Genomic DNA, 23,780 nt, shown 5'->3' with positions numbered 1-23,780 from the left:
ACCGCTTTAGTAAATACTCGTCAAAATGTTTCCCTGTTTGGATCTTGTTCAGCAATTCGCAGTCGTGGCTGTGCCGGTGGTTGCTCACTGGCAGGACGGGATGGTGTTTGCGGTTTATTGGTGAGTGGGCTGGCTGCCAGACGGAACGCGGAAACCGCTTGCGTTAAACGACTCGCCTGTTCTTCCAGCGCAGCTGCGGCGGCAGCTGATTCCTGCACCAGCGATGCGTTCTGTTGCGTGACGCGATCCATTTCCGAAACCGCCAATGCGACTTGATCGATGCCACGGCTCTGTTCATCCGATGCTGATGCAATCTCGCCCATAATGTCAGTCACGCGAGTGACAGCATTGACGATATTGTTCATTGTTTCCCCAGCGCTTTCGACCAGCACCGAACCGGTATCAACGCGCGAGACGGAGTCTTCAATGAGGGCTTTGATCTCTTTTGCCGCCTGTGCACTGCGACTGGCAAGATTACGCACTTCACCCGCCACCACGGCAAAACCACGGCCCTGTTCACCCGCTCGCGCGGCTTCAACAGCGGCATTCAGCGCGAGGATATTAGTCTGGAAGGCAATACCATCAATAACGCTGATAATGTCGGCAATTTTCTTCGAACTATCGGCGATCTCATGCATCGTTTTCACTACGCCATCCACCACTTTGCCGCCGTGCTGGGCGGTGTCGGAGGCACTTTGCGCCAGTTGCGAGGCCTGGCGGGCGTTATCGGCGTTTTGCTTCACTGTCGCGGTGAGCTGCTCCATGCTGGCGGCAGTTTCTTCAAGCGCGGATGCCTGCTGTTCAGTACGGGAGGAAAGATCGGTGTTGCCCGCCGCAATTTCACGGGTACCGGCATAGATGGCATCTGAACCTTCGCGCACATGAGTGACGGTGTCAGTCAAAGAGCGTTGCATATGTGAAACGCTCTGCGCCAGGTCGCCCATTTCACTGCGCCCGTCAATGGTCAGGGTATTCGCCAGGTTACCACCGGCAATTTCGCGAATATGCGCAATAATTTTTGCCAGCGGTGTAAGCAACATACGGCGAATGCCGTACCACGCCACCAGCAGAATCAATACCACCACCAGCGCGATAACCGCCAGTTGCCACTGGGCAAATCGGTAATCATCTGCGTTGTCAGTGACGATATCGCGATACAGTTTTTCACTGCTGAGGGCGTACTGAGCAAACGCTTCGCCCATTGCATTTTGCATTCCCTGGGTTGGCTGAGCGAAATAAGCTCCAGTATTGCCATAATCAAGATAATCAATCAGTTCAGTTAACGCTGTGTGATAGTTTTTATATTTTTCATCAATATTACGACTGGTAGCGACCATTTCAGGTAACGGTGCCATGCTTTTGAATTTTTTATAATGAGTCGCGGCCTGGGCCAATGTTTTCCTGGCACTATCGAGCAATTCAACTTTGGCATTACTTTGCTGATTGGATGAATCCATCATCATCCGCACCGCTGAACGACTCAGGTTAATGCGCGTTTGCAGCATTAAATCCCATGTTGACGTCAGCTCGCCCTGCTGTTCCCGTAATTGATTGGAAACCACAAAGCTCTTCTGGCTATGGTGAAGGGAAGAAAAAAACAGACTGCCGGAAATAAGCTGTAACAGTGCGAATACCCCCAGCACCATTACCAACAGCGTGACTACGCGGATACGGTTAATCATAAGGCACCTTCCTGAAAACAAGTTGATCTCGTTATCGGCAAGGAGGGGGGAAACTTTATTGCTGATGCCACCCGCCGCGAAATTGAAATAAAAAACCCGATGCGCAGATCATCGGGTTCATTTCAATTGAGGAAATCGGGAGAATTACGCCACTTCTGACGCCGCGCTATCTAACAGCGCCATCTCTTCGCTGTTCAGCAGTTTTTCGATGTTCACCAGAATCAACATGCGGTCGCCCAGTGCGCCCAGTCCTGTGAGATATTCGGTTGAAAGCGTCACGGCAAATTCCGGTGCCGGACGAATTTGCTCCGCCGTCAATGAAAGCACGTCTGAGACGCCGTCAACCACGATGCCGACCACCCGCTGTCCGAGATTCAGGACGATAACTACCGTGTTGTCGTTATAGTCCACATCCACCTGGCTGAACTTAATTCGTAAGTCAACAATCGGCACAATAACGCCGCGCAGATTCGTGACGCCTTTGATAAACGCTGGCGTGTTCGCAATCCGTGTCACCTGATCGTAGCCACGGATCTCCTGCACTTTCAGAATATCAATACCGTACTCTTCATCACCAAGGGTAAATACCAGAAATTCCTGGCCTGACGGCTCGCTGGCCAGCTTTGTTACATTCGTCATACCGGTCATATTGTTACCTTTTTACTCATTCAGGCGGCGGTGTTCGCCATACGTTGTTCGCGGTTTATCGCCTGCAAGGCGGAGACATCAACAATCAGTGCCACGCTGCCGTCGCCAAGAATGGTCGCAGCAGAAATGCCGGGGACTTTGCGATAGTTACTTTCAAGGTTTTTAACCACAACCTGGTGTTGACCAATTAATTGATCCACCAGCAAGGCGTAGCGGCGACCGCCACTTTGTAAGATCACCACAATTCCCTGGGTGGCTTCGGTTTTCGCGCCCGCGACGTTGAACACTTTCCACAGTTCGACGATAGGCAGATATTCACCCCGCACTTCCAGCACCCGCTCGCCGCCAGCCAGTGGATGCAGATCGGCTTCACGGGGTTGCAGTGATTCCATGACAGCATTCAGCGGCAGAATGAAAACTTCATCCGCAACGCGTACGGACATGCCGTCAAGAATTGCCAGCGTCAGCGGCAGTAAAATGCGGATCGTAGTGCCAGTACCCTGCTTCGACTGGATCTCGACATGACCGCCCATCTCCTGGATATTACGTTTAACGACGTCCATGCCGACGCCACGCCCGGAGACGTCGGTGACCTGCTCCGCCGTGGAGAAGCCAGGTGCAAATATCAGCATTGCAACTTCGTCGTCGCTCATGTTTTCGCTGACGGTCAGACCTTGCGAGGCCGCTTTTGCCAGAATTCGTTCACGGTTTAGCCCCGCCCCATCGTCGGTCACTTCAATGCAAATGTTGCCGCCCTGATGTTCGGCAGACAGAATTAAATTTCCGACGCTGTTTTTACCTGCAGCGAGCCGTTTTTCTGGCAGTTCAATACCGTGATCGAGGCTATTGCGTACCAGGTGGGTCAGCGGGTCGATAATGCGTTCTATCAGGCTCTTGTCGAGTTCAGTGGAACTGCCCACCAGCGTCAGTTCTACCTGCTTGCCGAGTTTTCCCGCCAGATCACGCACCAGCCGGGGATAGCGACTAAAGACATATTCCATCGGCATCATGCGAATCGACATCACTGATTCCTGCAAATCACGAGCGTTACGTTGTAACTGCCCCATGCTGGTAATCAAATCACCATGATTAACCGGGTCCAGTTCACTGGAGCGCTGAGCAAGCATGGACTGGGTGATGACCAGCTCGCCGACGAGGTTAATTAATTGATCAACCTTTTCTACCGCTACACGGATGCTGGTGGATTCACTGCTGCGCGTCGTTTTTTCCCGCTCCACGCGACCGGTTGGCGCTTGTTCGGCTGCCAGTTTAAGCACTGGTGGGGTGGATATTTTTGGCGAGACGTCTACTGTTTCAAAGGTAATCTGATCGGCTTCAATCACAAAACAGAGTACCGCTGTGATGTCATCTTCGGCGATGTCGCCCGGTAATATTGCCGAGAGAGAATCCGCCCCTTTCACCACGTCAGTTAACGTTGTCAGATGCCCCAACTCTTCTTCCAGCAGGTCGACTTCGCCGGCCTTCAGGCGCGAAAGGATAATTCGTCGCGGTGACTGACTACGACTCTGCTCATCTTGCGGTTCACTTTTGGCAACCACACTTAATCGGGTCACTGCAGATGGCGTTTCGCCTTTCGCTTCTAATGCCAGTTGACGCAAGGCCTGGCAGATATAATCGAAGCTGGCGGCATCCGGCTCTTGCGACTGTTTATAAGCGTCGAGCTGTTCTTGCATGATGTCCTTCGTTTCCAAAAACAGATTGATAATGTCGGTGTTGAGTTGCATCTCACCTCGTCTGGCTTCATCGAGCAGGTTTTCCATCAGATGCGTGGTTTCCTGCAAAACGCTGAAGCCAAAGGTTCCTGCCCCTCCTTTGATCGAGTGGGCAGCCCGAAAGATGGCATTCAATTGTTCGGCATCTGGCGCTTCCGGCTGCAAAACCAGCAAATGCTGCTCCATATCAGCCAACAGTTCGTCCGCTTCATCAAAAAATGTCTGATAAAAATCGCTTATATCCATGCTCACGCTGTCACCTCGGTTCGGCTGATGGCATTGTGGGAACACTGACCTGTGGTGCAACCTCAGGTTTTTCCAGGGCGCTTACTGGCTCATTCTGGCTTTCGGCGTTTTCATGCAAAATGGCCTGTTCGGCTTGTTTGTTCAGTACCAACAGGCTGATGCGACGGTTGACGGCATCATCAGGTCCGCGATCGCTTAAGCGCATCGTTGCCGCCATGCCGACGACACGTAACACTTTGCCGCCATTCAACCCACCAACCATCAGTTCGCGGCGGGATGCATTGGCACGATCGGCAGAAAGCTCCCAGTTGCTGTAACCTTTCTCACCACTGGCGTAGGGAAAATCATCGGTATGACCCGAGAGGCTAATTCGGTTGGGAATACCGTTCAGTACGGGCGCGATGGCGCGCAGAATGTCGCGCATATAGGGTTCGACGTCGGCACTGCCAGTTCTAAACATCGGGCGATTCTGGCTATCGATGATCTGAATACGCAGACCTTCCTGGACCAGATCGATTTTGAGATGTGGACGTAACGCCCGCAGTTTCGGATCGGACTCAATCAACTGGTCGAGATCGCCACGCAATTTCCGCAATCGACTTTGCTCCATGCGTTTTTTCAGCTCTTCGATGTTCGGCTGCTTATTCACTTCCCCCTGGCTTTGGGTGTAATCATCACCCCCACCGGGAATTGGGCTTTCACTATTAGAAATGCGATCGCCGCCCGTAACCGCAGTCGCCAGTGGAGTCCGGAAGTACTCCGCAATCTGAATCAGCTCTTTTGGACTGGAGATAGAGATCAGCCACATCACCAGAAAAAAGGCCATCATTGCGGTCATAAAGTCGGCATAAGCAATCTTCCACGATCCATGTGCTGCTCCGTGGCTTTTGGCTTTGCGTCGTTTGACGACAATAATCGGATGCGCTTGATTCTTCATGCTTCCTCGGTTGTCGTCTGTTGTTGCGGATTTTTCACCGCACGCACATGCTCTTCCAGCTCAATAAACGACGGACGTTCGCTGGAATAGAGCGTTTTGCGACCAAACTCAACGGCGATAGGCGGTGCGTAACCGTTCAGATTAGATAGCAGTGTGACTTTGACGCACTGCATCATTTTGCTGGTTTCGGCGCTTTTCTGACGTAAAACACTCGCTAATGGGGAAATAAATCCGTAAGCCAATAAAATACCGAGGAAAGTCCCCACCATCGCATGAGCGATAAGCGCCCCCAGCTCGGCGGCAGGACGATCGGCTGAACCTAACGCGTGAACGACCCCCATTACAGCCGCAACAATACCAAACGCCGGAAGTGAGTCCCCGACCAGCGCCAGACTGTTCGCCGGGACTTCTGCCTCGCTTTCGTGCGTCTCAATCTCTTCATCCATCAGAGCTTCGATTTCGAAGGTGTTCATGTGACCACTGATAATCAGGCGCAGATAATCGACGATAAATTCAAGCATGACGCTATCCGCAAGGATGCGTGGGTAGCTGGCGAAGATCTCACTCTCACGGGGATTTTCAATATCGCGTTCCAGCGAAAACATCCCCATCTGCCGCGATTTCGCCATCAACCGATAAAGCAGAGCCAGCAGATCCATATACATTGCTTTGGTGTATTTGGAGCGACGAAACAGCAACGGCAGCGCCTTCAGCGTGCCTTTAATCGCTTTGCCATTATTGCCGACGATAAACGACCCAATCCCTGCACCGGCAATAATCACCAGTTCAGCGGGTTGATAGAGTGCTCCAAGGCTTCCACCGGTCATCAAATAACCGCCGAAAACTGTACCGAGAACAACCAGGTAACCTAATAAGATAAGCACGACATCATCCTTCCACTGTTGACCATGACAGGATGTTCAGTCGTCAGGCGTTAACTCGCGATAGGGGCAAAAAAAGCAGCGGTACATCGTTACCGCTGCTGGAATGTTTCGCCACACCGTATCAGTTAAACAGCCTGTACTCTCTGTTCATCCAGCAGTTGTGGGATAATATCGGCAGGATTCTGGGAAAGTTTACGTCTTTTTACTGCCCGGGATGGCGGCTGACATAAGCTGCAGGCAAAGCTGCCAACAGGCTGGTGAGCATGGGTAATAAAATTTCCGCCGCAGCAGTTGCAGCTGGAAAGTTGCAGTAATCCACTTTCAACAAACCGCACCAATGTCCAGGCACGGGTTAATGCCAGCAGCGGTCCTTCTTCTGCTTGCGGGCACTGTTCAAGGTATAAACGGTAGGCTTTGATCACCGCATCGACGCCATTACACAAGCCAGTTTTCAGTAAAAACTGCCATGCATTACAGAACATCGAAGCATGAACATTTTGTTCCCAGGTCATAAACCAGTCGGTTGAAAATGGCAGCATGCCTTTCGGCGGTGGGCTTCCGCGCAGTTCTTTATAGAGTTTTATCAGACGTCCGCGACTTAACTGTGTTTCGCTTTCCAGCATCTGCAAACGAGCGCCCAGGGTGATCAATTCCATTGCCAGCTGAATATCCCGCGCTTCCTGAACAATGCTTTTTTCACTCATGATCAGGCCCTTTTCTTGCGCAGCGCTTCTTCAGGCTGATTAACATCATTCAGCAAGCGTGTTGAGAGCATGATGCCGGTATGAATTTGCTGGAGATCGTCAACGCGGGAATCTTGCGTCAACTGAGTAATCGTCTGGTGGCTGTCAAAACGGAAGTGACAAACCAGTTGATTGGTTTCTGCCAGCTTAACCATTTGCGGAAGAGTCAGTGCCGCTAACGTTGTCGCCATTTCTTCATTTATGCCGAGACGAAACATAGCGGACGCTTTGTCCTGAACAATCAGACGCTGTGCAAGTAGTAAATATGACAAGTTGATGTCATAAATGTGTTTCAGCAACTCGGAGGTATGCATTATTCCCACCCAGAATAACCAACTTTATTTTTATGCGGTCTCACCGCACCCCGTGATGTCGCCGGGAAGCCCCGGTAAAAAATAATTAGCATTAGAATAGTTGCGATAAGCTGCAATAAGCAGACCCACCTTTTTGGTTTAATAAGTCCTTACAAATAGAAGGGGGGCTTTACACTTATCTAAGATTTTTCCTAAATCGACGCAACTGTACTCGTCACTCCACGCACATACAACGGAGGGGGGCTGCGATTTTCAATAATGTGTGATGCAGATCACACAAAACGCTCAATTACTTAACATAAATGTATAAGTCATACTTTTGTTTTGGGTGTATTTCAATCTGTTAAAAAATTTTTCGCTACACTGGCAAGCAAAAATGAAACAGGAATAATCGAAATGGGATGTTGCGCACAGTTAAAATAACTCACCGTAAATAATCATCTGCTATAAATAATCGCTTTAATGCAATACCAGATAAGCCATTTTTAAACAAACACTTACCGCACAACAAACTAATTAACTACAAAGAAAGGCAACAATCAACCTAATGTTAATAAAATGTTTTACATATATTAACCACTTGTTCAATATGGGAAATCAGTACATTATTTTCTTATAAATACAGTTGAAATCATATGATAACCAAGAGCAATTGATTAATTGTATTTACTAATGACCAGACTAATATTTACCTGTTTAACTGAGTTGGGATTGCGTCGTTTCTCCATTAGGAGTAAAGCTTTAATGTCACCTGAAGTTCACAGAATAAGGAACAGGTTATGAGCTATAGCAATATTCTTGTCGCCGTTGCGGTTACACCGGAAAGTCAGCAACTGCTGGCAAAAGCGGTATCTATCGCCAGGCCAGTAAAGGGACACATCAGTTTAATTACTCTCGCTTCCGACCCGGAAATGTACAATCAATTAGCTGCGCCGATGCTTGAAGATTTACGCAGCGTGATGCAGGAAGAAACGCAAAGCTTTCTTGATAAGTTAATTCAGGATGCGGGGTATCCCGTTGACAAGACGTTTATTGCCTACGGTGAGTTAAGCGAACATATTCTGGAAGTTTGTCGCAAACATCATTTCGATTTGGTGATTTGCGGTAATCACAATCACAGTTTCTTTTCGCGAGCATCCTGCTCGGCGAAAAGAGTGATTACCTCAAGTGAGGTCGATGTGCTGTTAGTTCCACTTACGGGAGATTAACCGCACCTACGCAAGCTTAGGAAAGGTAGCAACTTTATCGCGCTGCTGGCTTTCCGCGCTTCGCGGAACTATCTGCTTTAGGTCGCTAATGAAGCACTCCTGCCAGTGGTTAATATCGTTTTTCACGATAACGTCCAGCATTTCTGCATGACGGGAAATACGTTCCGCCAGCGACATAGTCAATGCACGATCCAGCGCAGCTGCAACTTCGTCACGATCGTAGGGATTAACAATTAACGCCGACGTTAACTCGTTTGCCGCTCCCGCAAATTGCGAAAGAACAAGAACGCCCGGGTTGGCTGGGTCCTGAGCGGCAACATACTCTTTTGCCACCAGGTTCATCCCGTCACGCAGTGGCGTCACTAAGCCCACGTCAGAGTAGCGGAATATTTTCATCAGTAATTTACGGTCAAAATGCTGATTCAAATAATAAAGCGGCGTCCAGCCTAATTGCCCATATTTACCATTAATTCGTCCGGCTTCATTTTCGAGCTGATGACGAATATCCTGATAGGCTTGCACATCACCACGAGACGTTGGCGCGATCTGGGTATAACGAATTTTACCGTGATGTTGCGGATATTTTTCCAGTAACGCTTCATAGGCGAGAAAACGCTCCGGCAAACCTTTGGAATAATCCAGTCGTTCGACAGAAAAGATATTTTGTACGTTTTTCAGTTCTGCTTTGAGTTGCGCCAGTTTTGGCGGCAGTGGACCGGCAGCCTGTTTCGCTATTTCTTTCGGCTCAATGCCGATCGGGTAAACTTCCGTTCGAAACGCTTTGCCGCAGGCCGTATGGCTTTTTGCGCTACGTGTCGTGACGCGGGTCAGGTTAGAAAGGCAATCCAGGAACGCCAGACGATCGTTCTCCGTCTGGAAACCCAGCAAATCATAATCACAAAGCTGTTCAAGCAAGGTGTCATATGTCGGCAGCGCGTTGAAGATTTCCGGTGTCGGGAAAGGAATATGCAGAAAGAAACCAATGCGATTATTCACGCCCCGTTTGCGTAATTCATGCGCAAAGGGCAACAGGTGATAATCGTGGATCCAGATAATGTCATCGTCTTGCAACAGCGGCAGTAATTTATCTGCCAGCAACGCATTTACGCGTAGATAGCCATCCCAGGCAGGACGCTGAAATTGCACCAGATCGAGCCGATAATGAAAAGCGGGCCAGAGAACGGCATTGGAGAATTTGTTGTAGTATTCGTCAAGGTCCTGTTCGCTGAGGTTAAAAGAGGCCCACGTAATGTTACCCTTTTTCACCTTTTTTAGCGGCTGATCCTCATTCCCTGTTTCACCGCTCCAGCCAAACCACAGTCCACCTGCGGCTTTCAGTGCCCCCAGTATGCCAACGGCAAGGCCACCGGCACTGGCGGCGTGCTCGTCTGGTGGTGCAATCCGGTTAGATACTACGACTAAACGACTCATAGTCATCACTCCTGTTATTTTCTCTTTTTTGTTGTAATGCGGTGGTTATCATTTCAAGCCAGCTCCAGACATCCGGCACGCCCGCCAGTCGCCATGATGCCTGAGTTGCACCTGTGCCAATTTTTACTGACATTCCGCCCAGCCGGTTAACGACTGCGAAGCCAGATTCATCGGTCAGATCATCGACCAGAAATACGGGCGTTCGCCCGATAAAGGGAGCTTCCTGCATAAAGGCAGCAATCGCCTCACCTTTACTGGTACCTTTCGGTTTGATCTCGACAACACACTTTCCCTGCTGTAACGCCATTTGTGGCCAGATCTGAGTAATACGTTGCGCTAATGTCATCAATGCGTCTTCATGCTGCGGAGCCTGGCGATAATGCAGCGCAAAAGCCATCCCTTTCGCCTCCAGCTCCGCGCCGGGATACTGGGCGATGACCGTATGCAGTTGCACGCTAATATCACGCGCAATCGCATCCGGCAGATGAACGATATGCGTTTTACCATTGATGTCACGGCGCTCCGCCCCATGCACGCCCGCTAACGGGAAGCGATAAGGTTTTGCCAGTGCGTCAAGCTCCACCATTGAGCGCCCTGAAATCAATGCCAATGCACCATCACTTGCGGTTGCCAGTAGCTGAAGTCCTTGCAGAATAGTGTCAGGCACGACGACCTGATCGGGATGCGGTTTGATTTCCGCCAGCGTTCCATCGAGATCAAAAAACCAGGCATATTTCGCGGATAGTTCAGGGGTTTCGGTTAACGGTTCTGTCACCCGGTTCTCCTCCTTCTCTTTTCTTATTGTGTTGCGCAGAACGCGCTTTACAGACATGTAAGTATAGACAGTGTGACGGGGGTCGCCATTTGCAACGAAGAACAGCCAACCGTTGTGGCGGCTGGCTGTGGTGGGAAAAAACGCTAAATTGTTGTGGAAAAAAGCATCAGACAGTGCGTTTCGCTTTTTGCTTGTAACGGTCGAAAATCACCGCTGCCAGCAGGATTAAGCCGCGAACTACGTACTGTGCGAAAGGAGAAATATTAAGCAGGTTCATGGCGTTTTCCACGGTGCCTAAAATTAAGATACCCGCCACCACATATGAGATTTTTCCGATGCCGCCTTTCAGAGAAACGCCACCTAAAACGCAGGCGGAGATCACAATCAGCTCATAACCAATCGACGTCATTGGCTGCCCACTGGTCATACGTGAAGCCAGAATAATTCCGGCTATTGCTGATACCAGGCCAGAGAGAACAAAAATAATAATTTTGGTGCGAACAACCGGTACACCCGCCAGACGCGCAGCCTCTTCGTTCCCGCCAATCGCCAGGGTATTACGACCAAAGGTGGTTTTATTCAGCAGCAAGCCAAAGATGATCAGACACGCGACGGTGAGCCAGATTGGCGCAGGCAGACCGAACCAGTTGGCGTAACCAAGGGCAAAGAAGCTTTCATCTTCGATACCGACCGCTTTACCGTCTGAAATGATGTACGCCAGACCTCGAACAATCTGCATCGTTGCCAGTGTCGTGATCAGGGCATTTATTTTGAGTTTGGCGATAACAAAGCCATTGACCAGACCACAGAGAATGCCCAGCAGCAACCCCGCTGCCACGCCAATCCACAGGCTTTCAGTCAGATTAATAACCACCGCCGTGGTGACACCCGCACAGGCAATTACGGAGGCGACAGAAAGGTCAAAGTCACCGGAAGCAAGGCAGAACAACATGCCACACGCCACCATCCCCGACATAGAAATTGCCAGGCCCAACCCTTTCATATTAATGAAGGTGGCAAAATTTGGGACAAAAATGGCACAGGCGATAAAAAGCACCGCAAACACCACCAGCATGCCGTACTGATCCCAGATACGCCCAAAGCTGAATGACGACTTAGGTGCTCCAGAACCCGATGTAGAAACAGAAGACATCATACTCTCCTTACTCAGGCAACTGCCTGGCTGACTTTAGGCATCGCAAGGCTCAGTGCCTGACGCTCATCTGCCTGCTCGTGTAACAATTCACCGGCGATTTCGCCTTCCCGCATCACCACAATCCGGTCGGCAACGCCGAGGACTTCAGGTAAGTCGCTGGAGGCAAACAGCACCGCCACACCCTGCGCCGCCAGCGCATAAATCACGTTATATATTTCGTGCTTAGCACCAACATCAATGCCGCGCGTAGGTTCATCCAGCAAAATGACCTTCATCTCTTCCGATAACCAGCGGCCCAGAATGGCTTTTTGCTGATTTCCACCTGAGAGATTCATGATCAGTTGCTCAGCGCCCGGCGTTTTGATGTTGAGCGAACGAATGTGGTGATCGGCATTGTTTTCTTCCCAACCGTTGTTGATTACACAACCGCCGAGCACATGTTTGCGTCTGGCACTGATGTTGATATTGTCGCGAACGGAGTGCACAGGAATAATGCCTTCCGCTTTGCGATCTTCCGGGCAGAGCATCATGCCTGCGGTAATAGCGTGGCTCGGTTTACGAATATCGATCGGCTGTTGGTCGATATAAACCTGACCGGCGGTGATTTGCGTACCGCCAAACATGCCTTTCATTAATTCGCTACGCCCTGCCCCGACCAGACCAAACAGACCGACAATTTCTCCACTGCGAACCGCCAGACTTATTGGCGTACGCACGCCTGGTGCTTTCACAGCATCAAGACGCAGCCGCTCCTCGCCATAACTACGCGGTTGCCAGCCGTAGATATCGCCAATGTCTCGCCCGACCATCGCCTGCACCAGTGCGTCGTGGTCAACCTGCTGCATATCGGTAAAGGTTTTGACATAACGCCCATCTTTAAAGACGGTGATGGCATCGCTGAGGGCAAATATTTCTTCCATACGGTGAGAAACGTATAAGATCACCCGCCCCTCTTTTCGCAGTTCACGAATAACGCGGAAAAGATTGTCGATTTCGCGGGCAGAGAGGGAGCTGGTTGGCTCATCAAAGGCGATAATTTTGGCGTTACGCGCCAGCGCTTTGGCGATTTCAACCATCTGCCACTGACCAATGGAGAGATATTTCAGCGGCGTGTCCGGGTCAATATCCATACCAAGATGTTTAATTTGTAAACCTGCCTCATAATTCAGCAATGAACGATTCACAATGCCGCCTTTATGCGGCAGCTGGCCGAGATAGATGTTTTCCGCGACGGTCATTTCCGGCACGAGATGCAGTTCCTGATAAATAATCGCCACACCCGCGTTAAGTGCTGCGGTCGTGTCGGAAAAGGACATTTCCTGCCCATTAATCACTACAGAACCCGTGGTTGGCGCATAGTTTCCGCTGAGGATTTTTAAGAGAGTTGATTTTCCTGCGCCATTTTCACCCATCAACGCATGAACCTGACCGGCATAGCAGTCAAAACTAATATCCGTCAGCGCCTTAACGCCGGGAAACGTTTTACCGATGCCGCGAAATGAGAGATACGGGGTAGACTGTTGCATAACGTCTCCGTGAATCACTGGTCGTTCACACCCCCTCTGCATCATGCAGAGGGGAATTTTTCCGGCAAATTACTTACCGCCTAAACCTTTTTTCTCCAGTTCTTCTTTAAAGTTGTCACGCGTGATCAGCACCACGTCGGTAACTTCGGTGAATTTGGTCGGTTCAACACCTTTTGCAACCCAGTTGTAAAGCATTTCGCTGGACTTATAACCATGTACATCCGGGCTTGGCAGCAGGGAACCGTAGAAGCCGGTTGCCTGTGCCTTAGACAGTTCACTCACCGCATCCACACCGTTAATACCGATACCGATGATATCGCTCGCTTTAAAGCCCTGACCTTCCGTCGCGCGTACGCCGCCCAGCACGGTGCTGTCGTTCATACCGACAATCAGCCAATGTTTAACTTCCGGATGTTGAACCAGCATTGAGTTGGCAGCGTCAAATGCCCCCGGGATGTCGTTAGATTTGGTAGGTACCTGATAAATTTGTTTTTCCGGGAATCCTGCAGCTTTCAGCGCATCCATAGACCCCGTAGTACGGCGACGAGCCGTATCCAGTTCGTTGGAGGTAATCGCCATCACCGCGCTTTCTTTGACATCCCAGCCACGTTTCTGCATCTCTTTATACAGTTCCTGGCCCTGACGTTCGCCAATTTTGGTCGCAGCCATCATCACCAGCGGAACGGTATCCATTGGCTTACCTTTGGCGTTAACAAACTGGTCATCCACGGCAATGACTTTCATATCGTAGCCACGCGCTTTCGCCACGATGGCAGAGCCGAGTTTCGGGTCCGGAGTACAAATAACGAAACCTTTCGCGCCACTGGCAGCCAGGCTGTCGATAGCGTTCAATGTTTTTTCGCCATCCGGCACGGCAATCTTAATAACTTCAAACCCTAAATCCTTCCCGGCTTTATCGGCAAACTTCCATTCGGTCTGGAACCACGGCTCTTCCGGTTGCTTCACCAGGAAACCGAGCTTCAGGTTCTCCGCCATAGCGGATTGTGACATAACGGCTGCCAGACCAATGGCTGCCAGGGCTTTAGTAAATTTGTGCATGGTTCTCTCCAGCTTTAGTGTCGTTTTGTGTAGGGCAAAAACGAATGACATTCGTTAAATTAATCGGAAAACAAAGCATTACCTTTTAACTAAAAGATAAGTGACTGTGTTGACATAGTTTTAGCGAGAAATTAATTCTCCATAGGAGAGCAATATCACATCGCAGAATTACAGTGAGAACGTGCATAAATTTAGCGGGAAAAGACATAAGGAAAAGCGAATTTGTCAGACAAATTATCGAGTGCACAGCAGAATAATCCATAAGATTAGCCTGGAAGTCCTTGTTGTCTTTGGTACCCATGCGGGATGTTTTCTTTTTAACCAGTCAATAGGCCTCATTACCTGGCGTTGAGTTTTTGCAATGGTGTAATAACCGCAACTTAAAGATGTGGAAAATGCGCGTCATTCATTTCGCCATTAATTATCACTGTGCTCATTAATTAACAGAACACGTATAATGAGAACCATATCGCAAAAATGAAAAAACGTTTTATAAAATCATTGCCTCATCATGAATTCAAATTCATCGATTAATATCAACAAGATACAAAAAGCACTATCATTAAAATTCATTGCAGTTACATTGATTTCATCAATGAAATGTAAAAATATATAAACTTGATGATTTAAGCATTTTCTTATATCCGTTCAGACGTTATTCTTATTTCAGATCATCGTCAGAATTGACTCCACGATCACATTTCGGACCGGCAGAAAGGAATTATTCTGCAAACAGTAATTATGGTGTTTTGATTTATCTTGCACCTCTCCACTTCTGGATATAAGGATATTAGGTATGGCAACCGCTGGAATGCTTCTCAAACTCAACTCTCAAATGAACCGCGAGTTTTACGCATCCAATCTCTACCTTCACCTGAGTAACTGGTGTTCTGAACAGAGTCTGAACGGCACCGCCACTTTCCTTCGTGCCCAGGCACAGAGTAATGTGACCCAAATGATGCGCATGTTTAACTTTATGAAGAGTGTCGGCGCTACCCCCATCGTTAAAGCCATTGATGTTCCCGGTGAAAAACTGAACTCTCTGGAAGAACTGTTCCAAAAAACGATGGAAGAATACGAGCAACGTTCTAGTACGTTGGCACAGTTAGCCGATGAAGCGAAAGAACTGAATGATGATTCAACCGTCAATTTCCTGCGCGATCTGGAAAAAGAACAGCAGCATGATGGCCTGTTGCTGCAAACCATTCTTGATGAAGTGCGCAGTGCGAAACTTGCGGGTATGTGCCCTGTGCAGACCGACCAACATGTTCTGAATGTCGTGTCGCATCAGCTGCATTGATCATACATCGGCGCTAATGCATTGCGCCGATGAAGTTTTTGAGAAACCGCTGCCTCATCTTTTTGAAGCAGCGGTTTTTTTAATGGGATTCGCCCTGTGGGGTAAACTTGAGTTCAATCAGCGCGATGGCTTTTTGGATTGCCCGCATGGTGACCGGGTCTGCGGCGGCGGGATGGTTAGTAAAGTCGATATTCTTCAGCTGGCTGGACATTTTTTCGCGAACTTCAACGGGCGCGATTACATCGAGAACATCCAGAATTTGTTTGATAACCAACTGGCAAGCAACCACATCAGAAACCAGTTCCTGATCGGCATTCAGCGGCTGGGACATCGTAAACTCCTGATAGCATTTTGAAAGCCGTTATAGTAGCGGCTTCACATCTTCAGCGATAGTCACATCCACCGTCATCAGGACACAAAAAAACCTGCCGGAGCAGGTTTTTTGTTATCGGAACATATTGCCTGGCGGTACGTCTTTGAACGTCTTGCAATAGTTATTGAACATACTTTTCAGGATTTTGCGCAGTTTCATCGCGGCACTCCGACCATTTGTTATACAGGTGTTATTGTCTTTGCGCTTATAATATGACAACCATCACAAAAATCAATCTTTATGTGATGCAAATCACATAAATACCCCTTTAATGTTATAAAAATGATAATCAAAAAGCAGCTACCCCATTTCTGACACCTACAGATGGCAAGAAATAGCGCCTGCCAGGCGTCTTTTCCGGCCATTGTCGCAGCGCTGTAGCGCGTAAAATAGTGCTTTCTTTTACTCTTCTGGCTGGACCATGAGACTTCTGATTCTGACTCTTTCATTAATAACGCTGGCGGGGTGTACGGTTACTCGCCAGGCCCATGTGAGCGAAGTTGACGCGGCAACAGGTATTGTACGGTTGGTTTATGACCAGTTTTTTTTGCAGCATGCCCATACCGATCGTTATGTCAGTCGCGGGATCGCCGATCGCGCATGCCAGCAGGCAGGCTATACCCACGCTATCCCCTTTGGTCAGCCAGTAGGCAACTGTAGCCTCTTTGCGGGTTCCTTATGTTTGAATACGGAATTCACTTTGTCATATCAGTGCCATCATTCCGCCTTCCCTGTCTTTCTCTAAACGTTTTAATCAGCGAGGGGGATCTTCGCTGATTAAATAAATAGCGGTAATGCGTTTTATTCCCATTCGTATTTTTAATAAATGATGTTTATATTTTACCTTTTGCAAATAATAAAATAACAAATTATAGTGACGCTACAGCAACAAATATAACCTTTGTGGAGCACTATCATGCTGAAACCAGAAATGATTGAAAAACTTAATGAGCAGATGAACCTGGAACTGTACTCTTCACTGCTTTATCAGCAAATGAGCGCCTGGTGCAGCTATCATACCTTCGAAGGTGCTGCCGCGTTCCTGCGCCGTCACGCCCAGGAAGAGATGACGCATATGCAGCGTCTGTTTGATTACCTGACTGATACCGGCAACTTACCGCGTATTAATACCGTTGAATCTCCGTTTGCTGAATATTCCTCACTTGATGAATTATTCCAGGAAACCTATAAACACGAACAATTAATCACGCAGAAAATTAACGAACTGGCTCATGCTGCAATGACCAATCAGGACTACCCAACATTTAATTTCCTGCAATGGTATGTTTCTGAGCAGCATGAAGAAGAGAAACTGTTCAAATCGATTATTGATAAATTAAGCCTGGCAGGCAAAAGTGGCGAAGGTCTGTATTTTATCGACAAAGAACTCTCTACCCTCGACACACAAAACTAATGCTCTCCGGCGGCAGGTTTTCTGCCGCCGTTTCAAATCAGTGACGGCAAATCTTACTCTGATCGGTTGAAAAACCTTCTTCTGAAGGTATAAATTTGCCTTTTGCTGCCAGAAACGCCACCAACTCTCCCGCAGTCATCCCTTCTGCCGAGCAGGTGTGAAAACGTGCCTGTTCACCAAAACGCGCTTTAATTGCTGCTTCCAGACTGGCATGCGTATATTGCTCGCTTGATTCAATCATCATATTTAACACTTCATGACCGTGAATAGAGTCCATCGTTCCTCCTCAAAAAAAGCCTAGCGTAGCGATTGCTGCTTATGAAGACTTTGCGCCAGCGCAGAACTGAACGCTTTTTATTGTACATTTATATTTACACTATATGTAACGTCGGTTTGACGAATCAGCCGTTATGCCTTAACCTGCGCCGCAGATATCACTCATAAAGATCGTCAGGACAGAAGAAAGCGTGAAAAACAGAACTCTGGGAAGTGTTTTTATCGTGGCGGGAACCACAATTGGCGCAGGCATGCTGGCAATGCCGCTGGCTGCGGCAGGTGTTGGTTTTAGCGTCACGTTAATCTTGTTAATTGGGCTTTGGGCATTGATGTGCTACACGGCGCTATTACTGCTGGAGGTGTACCAGCATGTCCCGGCAGATACCGGTCTGGGCACGCTGGCAAAACGCTATCTGGGACGCTACGGTCAGTGGCTGACGGGCTTCAGTATGATGTTCTTAATGTATGCTCTGACTGCGGCATACATCAGCGGTGCCGGTGAATTGTTGGCCTCCAGCATCAGCGACTGGACAGGTATTTCAATGTCGGCAACCGCTGGCGTGCTGTTGTTCACTTTTGTTGCCGGTGGCGTGGTTTGTGTCGGAACTTCGCTGGTCGATTTATTTAACCGTTTTCTGTTCAGCGCCAAAATTATTTTTTTGGTGGTGATGCTGGTATTGCTGCTACCGCATATTCACAAAGTGAATCTTTTAACCCTGCCGTTGCAACAGGGACTGGCACTGTCTGCAATCCCGGTGATTTTTACGTCGTTTGGTTTTCACGGTAGCGTGCCGAGTATTGTCAGCTATATGGATGGCAACATTCGTAAGCTACGCTGGGTGTTTATAATCGGTAGTGCGATCCCCCTGGTGGCATATATTTTCTGGCAGCTGGCGACCCTTGGCAGCATTGATTCAACAACCTTTATGGGATTGCTGGCTAATCATGCCGGATTAAACGGGCTGTTACAGGCGTTACGCGAAATGGTGGCCTCTCCGCATGTTGAGCTGGCAGTGCATTTATTTGCTGATTTAGCCCTCGCCACGTCCTTCCTCGGCGTAGCGTTAGGCTTATTTGATTATCTGGCAGATTTGTTTCAGCGTTCAAATACCGTTGGTGGACGATTGCAAACTGGTGCAATTACCTTTCTGCCGCCACTGGCGTTTGCACTGTTTTATCCACGAGGATTTGTGATGGCGCTGGGTTACGCCGGTGTGGCACTGGCGGTACTGGCATTGATTATCCCTTCGCTGTTGACCTGGCAAAGCAGGAAGCACAATCCTCAGGCGGGTTACCGGGTGAAAGGTGGTCGTCCGGCGCTGGTGGTGGTGTTTCTCTGTGGTATTGCTGTGATTGGCGTGCAATTTTTGATTGCGGCAGGCTTGTTACCAGAAGTGGGATGATTAGATAGCCTCAAATTCCTTATTGGGTGCCAGAATTAACGCTGACACCCAATGTGACCTCTTAATGCAGGCAGCACTGCTTAAATTTCTTACCACTACCGCACGGACAAGGATCGTTACGCCCCGGTTTCTCTTCTGCTTTGATCGGTTGCTGAACAGCTTTTTCCTGCGGATGCGCCATCCAGTATGCATGTAAATCAAGCGCCGCCAGTCGAATGGCATCTACGCTCTCTTCAAACGCTTCTGGCGACATCTTCTCTACCCGCTCGAAGTTTTCCTCAGTACCGTGCAGCGCAATCGCCTCCAGCGCTGGTTTTAACGAATCGGGCAACGTTGACCAGTCAGAAAGTGCCACGCCCCGCATATAGCCAAAGCACCACTCCTCAACAATCGTCAGCTCGCTGCCATCGACTTCTCGCAAGCCGAATAACGGCTCAAACTGCTCCGGGAATTCGTTCAGACGCTCTGCGGTATCGGCCATATGTTGAAAAGCCAGGTTCATAAAGCGCGTCATCTCTTTCTCTGACGCCCAGCGCGGCACATAGTCAGCCCCACCCCACACGGCAACCAGCCACTGTGCCGGTTCAATCTCTTGCGGAGAACTCAACACCGCCGTCAATAAACCGTCCAGCTCCGCCACATCAAGAATGGCGTGGTCAGTGTTGTATTTGGTCAGAATATCGTCCAGCCATTCCAACTCACTTTCGTTTAACGGTCCCGTTTTCATACGCTTTTCCTTGTGGATCTCAACTCGCCAGCACCTATCTTACATGCCGGTCCGTATCAGAGATACTTTTTGAGTGGCTTTGCCGGTGATTAAAAATTAAGGAGGGTGTAACGACAAGTTGCAGGCACAAAAAAACCACCCGAAGGTGGTTTCACGACACTGCTTATTGCTTTGATTTTATTCTTATCTTTCCCATGGTACCCGGAGCGGGACTTGAACCCGCACAGCGCGAACGCCGAGGGATTTTAAATCCCTTGTGTCTACCGATTCCACCATCCGGGCTCGGGAAGAAAGTGGAGGCGCGTTCCGGAGTCGAACCGGACTAGACGGATTTGCAATCCGCTACATAACCGCTTTGTTAACGCGCCAAATTCTTCAGGCCTTTCAGCCAGACATCCGCTGCCGCCGATGTCTTTTAAACTGGAGCGGGAAACGAGACTCGAACTCGCGACCCCGACCTTGGCAAGGTCGTGCTCTACCAACTGAGCTATTCCCGCATTCATCAAGCAATCAGTTAATCACTTGATTTTATTATCGTCTGGCAATCAGTGCCGCCGTTCGATGCGTTGCATTCTACTTACCTGGCGCGATGAGTCAACGATATTTTTCACCACTTTTGATCGTTTGCTGAAAATTGCGCCGAAACGATCACTGATCAAGCAAATCTGCACGCGCAGCGCTCAAATATTGCAACATTGACCACAGAGTCAGTACCGCAGCCACAAAGAAAAGTGCAATACCGGCGTACTCAACCCAAATGTTCGGACGCCACAGCAGCCAGGCTAACGCCACCATCTGGGCAGTGGTTTTCACTTTCCCAATCCAGGAGACAGCCACGCTACTGCGTTTACCCAACTCCGCCATCCATTCGCGTAGCGCAGAAATAATAATTTCACGGGCGATCATCGTTGCTGCCGGTAAGGTCACCCACCAGCTGTGGTAATGCTCGGTTACCAGCACCATGGCGATAGCCACGAGAACTTTATCTGCGACAGGGTCAAGGAAAGCACCAAACCGGGTACTCTGGTTCCAGCGGCGTGCCAGAAAACCATCGAACCAGTCAGTCACCGCCGCGACGCAGAAAATGAGCGCGGCGGCAAACGGCGACCAGGTGACAGGCAGATAAAAGACCAATACAAAGAATGGGATAAGGATGACACGGAACAGTGTAAGCAACGTAGGGATATTAAATTGCATAATGACGGGTAACTATCTGTTGTCAGTAAGATTACCCCTATGTTGCTACAGAGACATCAATGTTTCAACGACCAGAAGATCTTTTCTGCCAGACCTTGCGAAATACCCGGCACTTTTGCAATTTCCTCAACGCTGGCGTTACGTAAACCTTGCAAACCGCCCATATATTTCAACAACATTTGCCGACGTTTTGGCCCGACGCCTTCAATGGTTTCCAGGGAACTGGTATTTTTGACCTTCGCCCGTTTCTTACGGTGCCCACCAATCGCGTGATCGTGAGATTCATCGCGAATATGCTGGATAACATGCAGCGCGGGAGAATCTGGCGGCAAACTGAATCCCTCACCTTCCGGCTCAAAGAACAGCGTTTCCAGCCCAGCCTTACGATCTGCACCTTTGGCAACGCCAAGTAGCAGCGGATGATTTTTATCCCATGAGACATCCAGTTCGGCGAAGACATTTTTCGCCTGCGCAAGCTGGCCTTTGCCGCCGTCGATAAGGATCACATCCGGGATCTTACTGTCGTCAATGGCTTTACCATAACGCCGACGCAGCACCTGATTCATCGCCGCATAATCATCGCCCGGCGTGATGCCAGTAATGTTATAGCGCCGATACTCCGCACGCAGCGGGCCGTTAGCATCAAACACCACACAGGAAGCGACGGTTTGTTCACCCATGGTATGGCTGATGTCAAAGCACTCCATCCGCTTCACTTCCGGCAATTTCAACACGCTGGCAAGCGCGGTCAGCCGCTGGTGAACGGTAGATTGCTGCGAAAGTTTGCTGGTTAAGGCCGTCGCCGCATTGGTGCGCGCGAGTTTCAGATAACGCGCTCTATCGCCACGAGGTTTGGTTTGAACATTAATCTTGCGTCCCGCCAGTTCTGAAAGGGAATCGGCGAGCAGCGTTTTATCGCTAAGATTAAAATCGAGCAGGATCTCACCCGGTAAGGTGCGCATCTGGCTGCCTTGTAAATAGAACTGACCTACGAAGGTTTCCACCACCTCGCTCAGTTCCGTACCGCCAGGCACTTTCGGGAAATAGCTGCGGCTGCCGAGCACTTTGCCCTGACGAATGAACAATACGTGGACACAAGCCATACCCGCATCGAACGCCACACCAATAACGTCAAGGTCGTCGCCGGTATTGGAAACAAACTGTTTTTCGGTGACACGTCGCACCGCCTGAATTTGGTCGCGAATCCGCGCCGCTTCTTCAAACTCCAGATTCTGGCTGGCAGTTTCCATACGACTAATGAGTTGCGTAAGCACCTGATCATCTTTGCCAGACAAAAACAGGCGCACATACTCGACCTGCTGAGCGTATTCTTCTTCACTCACCAGTCCTTCAACGCACGGCCCCAGACAGCGCCCTATCTGATATTGCAGACACGGACGCGAGCGGTTGCGATAAACACTGTTTTCGCACTGGCGAATGGGGAAAATCTTTTGCAGTAGCGCCAGTGTTTCACGTACGGCATAGCCATTCGGGAACGGGCCGAAATATTCACCTTTGGCATGCTTCGCTCCACGATGCATCGCCAGACGCGGGTGGGTATCGCCACTCAGGAAGATAAAAGGATATGATTTATCATCGCGTAGCAAAACGTTGTAACGCGGCTGATAAAGTTTGATGTAGTTGTGTTCCAGTAACAGCGCTTCGGTTTCTGTATGAGTAACCGTTACATCAATTTGCTGGATCTGGGCGACCAGCGCTTCGGTTTTGCGCGAAGCGAGGTTGCTACGGAAATAGCTGGAAAGCCGTTTTTTCAGGTCTTTCGCTTTGCCGACATAGATAACCGTACCACCAGCATCGTACATGCGATAAACGCCTGGCTGGCTGGTTACGGTTTTTAAAAACGCTTTTGCGTCAAACTGATCACTCACTGACTTGATAATGTCTCCGCATTACACAGACCATGGCGAATTGCCAGGTGAGTCAGCTCAACATCGCCATGAATGTTTAGTTTACTGAACATACGATAGCGGTAGCTGTTCACCGTTTTCGGACTGAGATTGAGCTGTTCTGAGATCTCATTGACCTTCTGGCCCTTGGTGATCATCAGCATAATCTGCAATTCACGTTCAGACAAACTGGCAAATGGGCTTTCTGTTTTTTCTGGTTCGATCTGGCTTAACGCCATTTGTTGAGCGATATCAGAAGCAATGTAACGCTGCCCTGAATAGACAGAACGAATCGCACTCACGACTTCCTGCGGAGCCGCGCCTTTGCTGAGGTAGCCCGCAGCTCCGGCCTGCATGACTTTCGCTGGTAAAGGGTTTTCTGTATGGACGGTAAGCATGATGATTTTGACATCAGCTGTGGAACGCGCGATTTTACGCGTCGCCTCAAGACCGCCAATGCCCGGCATACTCATGTCCATTAGCACCACGTCAACGGCATTTGCCCGGCACCATTTAACGGCGTCTTCACCGCACGATGCCTCACCGACGACTTTTATACCCTTTATATCTTCCAGAATGCGTCGTATCCCTGCGCGCACCAGTTCGTGGTCATCAACAAGTAGAACGTTGATCAAAGGAATATCTCCAGAAATAGGGATAACGCTACTGATAGTTAGTCATTCGTATATTAGCGGTTTTTATTGCAACTTTGAAACGTTAAAAATGGTGGGTATTCGATTTTTCTCTCGTTTTTGTCAATTCGATTGTCCACAGTTATGGTCACGCCCGTCACCAACGGCTTCCGGGATCGTTTCACAGTAAGCCCGGCGATGAAATGTGA

24 protein-coding genes and 3 tRNA genes are annotated in these 23,780 nt (G+C 49.3%); 5 read left to right on the top strand and 22 right to left on the bottom strand.

Features of this window, described 5'->3' with window-relative positions; all coding sequences use genetic code 11:
• Positions 1 to 20: 20 nt before the first annotated feature.
• The 7 genes from tar to flhD form a co-directional block, all read right to left on the bottom strand.
• Positions 21 to 1,682, bottom strand: a complete 1,662-nt coding sequence (gene tar / locus ACJHYO_RS15750; RefSeq protein ID WP_085455380.1) for a methyl-accepting chemotaxis protein II — start codon at positions 1,680 to 1,682, stop codon at positions 21 to 23.
• A gap of 144 nt (positions 1,683 to 1,826) precedes the next feature.
• Positions 1,827 to 2,330, bottom strand: a complete 504-nt coding sequence (gene cheW, locus ACJHYO_RS15745; RefSeq protein ID WP_000147302.1) for a chemotaxis protein CheW — start codon at positions 2,328 to 2,330, stop codon at positions 1,827 to 1,829.
• A 20-nt stretch (positions 2,331 to 2,350) separates the two neighbouring features.
• On the bottom strand, positions 2,351 to 4,315 hold the full coding sequence (gene cheA, locus ACJHYO_RS15740; protein WP_001533409.1) for a chemotaxis protein CheA: 1,965 nt from the start codon (positions 4,313 to 4,315) through the stop codon (positions 2,351 to 2,353).
• Positions 4,316 to 4,319: 4 nt separating this feature from the next.
• Positions 4,320 to 5,246 carry a flagellar motor protein MotB gene (motB, locus tag ACJHYO_RS15735; RefSeq protein WP_000795636.1) on the bottom strand — a complete coding sequence of 309 codons (927 nt, stop codon included), beginning with the start codon at positions 5,244 to 5,246 and terminating at the stop codon, positions 4,320 to 4,322.
• Positions 5,243 to 6,130 (bottom strand): flagellar motor stator protein MotA, encoded by an 888-nt coding sequence (motA, locus tag ACJHYO_RS15730; protein WP_000906342.1) that lies wholly within the window; start codon positions 6,128 to 6,130, stop codon positions 5,243 to 5,245. The genes motB and motA overlap by 4 nt, the downstream gene beginning before the upstream one ends.
• 125 nt (positions 6,131 to 6,255) lie before the next feature.
• Positions 6,256 to 6,834, bottom strand: coding sequence for a flagellar transcriptional regulator FlhC (gene flhC, locus ACJHYO_RS15725; RefSeq protein WP_001291603.1), 579 nt, complete (start codon positions 6,832 to 6,834; stop codon positions 6,256 to 6,258).
• Positions 6,835 to 6,836: 2 nt separating this feature from the next.
• Entirely contained in the window at positions 6,837 to 7,187 is a 351-nt protein-coding gene (gene flhD, locus ACJHYO_RS15720; RefSeq protein WP_001295647.1) for a flagellar transcriptional regulator FlhD, read from the bottom strand.
• A 779-nt stretch (positions 7,188 to 7,966) separates the two neighbouring features.
• Here flhD and uspC point away from each other — a divergent pair.
• Positions 7,967 to 8,395 (top strand): universal stress protein UspC, encoded by a 429-nt coding sequence (uspC, locus tag ACJHYO_RS15715; RefSeq protein ID WP_000122431.1) that lies wholly within the window; start codon positions 7,967 to 7,969, stop codon positions 8,393 to 8,395.
• A 6-nt stretch (positions 8,396 to 8,401) separates the two neighbouring features.
• Here the strand turns inward: uspC and otsA are convergent, their stop codons facing one another.
• The 5 genes from otsA to araF form a co-directional block, all read right to left on the bottom strand.
• On the bottom strand, positions 8,402 to 9,826 hold the full coding sequence (gene otsA, locus ACJHYO_RS15710) for an alpha,alpha-trehalose-phosphate synthase (protein WP_001296148.1): 1,425 nt from the start codon (positions 9,824 to 9,826) through the stop codon (positions 8,402 to 8,404).
• Positions 9,801 to 10,601, bottom strand: coding sequence for a trehalose-phosphatase (gene otsB, locus ACJHYO_RS15705; RefSeq protein WP_410232507.1), 801 nt, complete (start codon positions 10,599 to 10,601; stop codon positions 9,801 to 9,803). Before otsB ends, otsA begins: the two co-directional genes overlap by 26 nt.
• Before the next feature lie 166 nt (positions 10,602 to 10,767).
• Complete coding sequence (gene araH, locus ACJHYO_RS15700) at positions 10,768 to 11,754, bottom strand: arabinose ABC transporter permease AraH (RefSeq protein WP_000100203.1); 987 nt, start codon at positions 11,752 to 11,754, stop codon at positions 10,768 to 10,770.
• Between the two features lie 14 nt (positions 11,755 to 11,768).
• Complete coding sequence (araG, locus tag ACJHYO_RS15695) at positions 11,769 to 13,283, bottom strand: arabinose ABC transporter ATP-binding protein AraG (protein WP_001187788.1); 1,515 nt, start codon at positions 13,281 to 13,283, stop codon at positions 11,769 to 11,771.
• A gap of 69 nt (positions 13,284 to 13,352) precedes the next feature.
• Positions 13,353 to 14,342, bottom strand: a complete 990-nt coding sequence (gene araF, locus ACJHYO_RS15690) for an arabinose ABC transporter substrate-binding protein AraF (RefSeq protein ID WP_001298461.1) — start codon at positions 14,340 to 14,342, stop codon at positions 13,353 to 13,355.
• 796 nt (positions 14,343 to 15,138) lie between these two features.
• On the opposite strand from araF, the gene ACJHYO_RS15685 reads away from it, so the two are divergent.
• Complete coding sequence (locus ACJHYO_RS15685; protein WP_000179469.1) at positions 15,139 to 15,642, top strand: non-heme ferritin-like protein; 504 nt, start codon at positions 15,139 to 15,141, stop codon at positions 15,640 to 15,642.
• A gap of 79 nt (positions 15,643 to 15,721) precedes the next feature.
• Here ACJHYO_RS15685 and yecJ read toward each other — a convergent pair whose 3' ends face one another.
• Together yecJ and azuC are read right to left on the bottom strand one after the other, a co-directional pair.
• Positions 15,722 to 15,973: a DUF2766 family protein YecJ gene (gene yecJ, locus ACJHYO_RS15680; protein ID WP_000082127.1), complete on the bottom strand. Its 252-nt coding sequence runs from the start codon at positions 15,971 to 15,973 to the stop codon at positions 15,722 to 15,724.
• Between the two features lie 114 nt (positions 15,974 to 16,087).
• On the bottom strand, positions 16,088 to 16,174 hold the full coding sequence (gene azuC, locus ACJHYO_RS15675) for a stress response protein AzuC (RefSeq protein ID WP_010723106.1): 87 nt from the start codon (positions 16,172 to 16,174) through the stop codon (positions 16,088 to 16,090).
• Between the two features lie 262 nt (positions 16,175 to 16,436).
• Between azuC and ACJHYO_RS15670 the strand changes: the two genes are divergently transcribed.
• Both ACJHYO_RS15670 and ftnA read left to right on the top strand, forming a co-directional pair.
• Positions 16,437 to 16,760: a YecR-like lipofamily protein gene (locus ACJHYO_RS15670; protein WP_094258950.1), complete on the top strand. Its 324-nt coding sequence runs from the start codon at positions 16,437 to 16,439 to the stop codon at positions 16,758 to 16,760.
• A gap of 171 nt (positions 16,761 to 16,931) precedes the next feature.
• Positions 16,932 to 17,429 carry a non-heme ferritin gene (gene ftnA / locus ACJHYO_RS15665; RefSeq protein WP_000917208.1) on the top strand — a complete coding sequence of 166 codons (498 nt, stop codon included), beginning with the start codon at positions 16,932 to 16,934 and terminating at the stop codon, positions 17,427 to 17,429.
• A gap of 37 nt (positions 17,430 to 17,466) precedes the next feature.
• Here the strand turns inward: ftnA and ACJHYO_RS15660 are convergent, their stop codons facing one another.
• Complete coding sequence (locus ACJHYO_RS15660; RefSeq protein ID WP_000377245.1) at positions 17,467 to 17,706, bottom strand: YecH family metal-binding protein; 240 nt, start codon at positions 17,704 to 17,706, stop codon at positions 17,467 to 17,469.
• Between the two features lie 190 nt (positions 17,707 to 17,896).
• On the opposite strand from ACJHYO_RS15660, the gene tyrP reads away from it, so the two are divergent.
• Positions 17,897 to 19,108: a tyrosine transporter TyrP gene (gene tyrP, locus ACJHYO_RS15655; protein WP_000797555.1), complete on the top strand. Its 1,212-nt coding sequence runs from the start codon at positions 17,897 to 17,899 to the stop codon at positions 19,106 to 19,108.
• A 61-nt stretch (positions 19,109 to 19,169) separates the two neighbouring features.
• On the opposite strand, the gene yecA is transcribed toward tyrP, so the two are convergent.
• From yecA to uvrY, 7 genes are all read right to left on the bottom strand, one after another.
• Complete coding sequence (gene yecA, locus ACJHYO_RS15650; RefSeq protein ID WP_000847882.1) at positions 19,170 to 19,835, bottom strand: UPF0149 family protein YecA; 666 nt, start codon at positions 19,833 to 19,835, stop codon at positions 19,170 to 19,172.
• Between the two features lie 195 nt (positions 19,836 to 20,030).
• Positions 20,031 to 20,117 (bottom strand) — tRNA-Leu (locus tag ACJHYO_RS15645).
• Between the two features lie 12 nt (positions 20,118 to 20,129).
• A tRNA-Cys gene (locus ACJHYO_RS15640) sits at positions 20,130 to 20,203 on the bottom strand.
• A 53-nt stretch (positions 20,204 to 20,256) separates the two neighbouring features.
• Positions 20,257 to 20,332 (bottom strand) — tRNA-Gly (locus ACJHYO_RS15635).
• A gap of 151 nt (positions 20,333 to 20,483) precedes the next feature.
• The gene (gene pgsA / locus ACJHYO_RS15630) at positions 20,484 to 21,032 is read right to left on the bottom strand and encodes a CDP-diacylglycerol--glycerol-3-phosphate 3-phosphatidyltransferase (RefSeq protein ID WP_001160187.1); all 549 of its coding nucleotides are present in this window, start codon (positions 21,030 to 21,032) and stop codon (positions 20,484 to 20,486) included.
• 56 nt (positions 21,033 to 21,088) lie between these two features.
• Positions 21,089 to 22,921, bottom strand: coding sequence for an excinuclease ABC subunit UvrC (gene uvrC / locus ACJHYO_RS15625; protein WP_001283421.1), 1,833 nt, complete (start codon positions 22,919 to 22,921; stop codon positions 21,089 to 21,091).
• Positions 22,918 to 23,574 carry a UvrY/SirA/GacA family response regulator transcription factor gene (uvrY, locus tag ACJHYO_RS15620; RefSeq protein WP_000611328.1) on the bottom strand — a complete coding sequence of 219 codons (657 nt, stop codon included), beginning with the start codon at positions 23,572 to 23,574 and terminating at the stop codon, positions 22,918 to 22,920. The genes uvrC and uvrY overlap by 4 nt, the downstream gene beginning before the upstream one ends.
• Between the last annotated feature and the right edge of the window lie 206 nt (positions 23,575 to 23,780).

Origin of the sequence: Escherichia sp. WS1118 (assembly GCF_046487695.1) — a bacterium.
GTDB lineage: Bacteria > Pseudomonadota > Gammaproteobacteria > Enterobacterales > Enterobacteriaceae > Escherichia > Escherichia coli.
The sequence above is the reverse complement of the archived record's forward strand: the minus strand, read 5'-3'. Positions and strand labels throughout refer to the sequence as shown.

Excerpts from the sequence above, each read along its gene's own strand:
- tar (WP_085455380.1), bottom strand. The coding sequence starts at position 1,682 with ATGATTAACCGTATCCGCGTAGTCACGCTGTTGGTAATGGTGCTGGGG.
- cheW (WP_000147302.1), bottom strand. The coding sequence starts at position 2,330 with ATGACCGGTATGACGAATGTAACAAAGCTGGCCAGCGAGCCGTCAGGC.
- motB (WP_000795636.1), bottom strand. The coding sequence starts at position 5,246 with ATGAAGAATCAAGCGCATCCGATTATTGTCGTCAAACGACGCAAAGCC.
- flhC (WP_001291603.1), bottom strand. The coding sequence starts at position 6,834 with ATGAGTGAAAAAAGCATTGTTCAGGAAGCGCGGGATATTCAGCTGGCA.
- flhD (WP_001295647.1), bottom strand. The coding sequence starts at position 7,187 with ATGCATACCTCCGAGTTGCTGAAACACATTTATGACATCAACTTGTCA.
- uspC (WP_000122431.1), top strand. The coding sequence starts at position 7,967 with ATGAGCTATAGCAATATTCTTGTCGCCGTTGCGGTTACACCGGAAAGT.
- otsA (WP_001296148.1), bottom strand. The coding sequence starts at position 9,826 with ATGAGTCGTTTAGTCGTAGTATCTAACCGGATTGCACCACCAGACGAG.
- araH (WP_000100203.1), bottom strand. The coding sequence starts at position 11,754 with ATGTCTTCTGTTTCTACATCGGGTTCTGGAGCACCTAAGTCGTCATTC.
- araG (WP_001187788.1), bottom strand. The coding sequence starts at position 13,283 with ATGCAACAGTCTACCCCGTATCTCTCATTTCGCGGCATCGGTAAAACG.
- araF (WP_001298461.1), bottom strand. The coding sequence starts at position 14,342 with ATGCACAAATTTACTAAAGCCCTGGCAGCCATTGGTCTGGCAGCCGTT.
- ACJHYO_RS15685 (WP_000179469.1), top strand. The coding sequence starts at position 15,139 with ATGGCAACCGCTGGAATGCTTCTCAAACTCAACTCTCAAATGAACCGC.
- yecJ (WP_000082127.1), bottom strand. The coding sequence starts at position 15,973 with ATGTCCCAGCCGCTGAATGCCGATCAGGAACTGGTTTCTGATGTGGTT.
- azuC (WP_010723106.1), bottom strand. The coding sequence starts at position 16,174 with ATGAAACTGCGCAAAATCCTGAAAAGTATGTTCAATAACTATTGCAAG.
- ACJHYO_RS15670 (WP_094258950.1), top strand. The coding sequence starts at position 16,437 with ATGAGACTTCTGATTCTGACTCTTTCATTAATAACGCTGGCGGGGTGT.
- ftnA (WP_000917208.1), top strand. The coding sequence starts at position 16,932 with ATGCTGAAACCAGAAATGATTGAAAAACTTAATGAGCAGATGAACCTG.
- ACJHYO_RS15660 (WP_000377245.1), bottom strand. The coding sequence starts at position 17,706 with ATGGACTCTATTCACGGTCATGAAGTGTTAAATATGATGATTGAATCA.
- yecA (WP_000847882.1), bottom strand. The coding sequence starts at position 19,835 with ATGAAAACGGGACCGTTAAACGAAAGTGAGTTGGAATGGCTGGACGAT.
- pgsA (WP_001160187.1), bottom strand. The coding sequence starts at position 21,032 with ATGCAATTTAATATCCCTACGTTGCTTACACTGTTCCGTGTCATCCTT.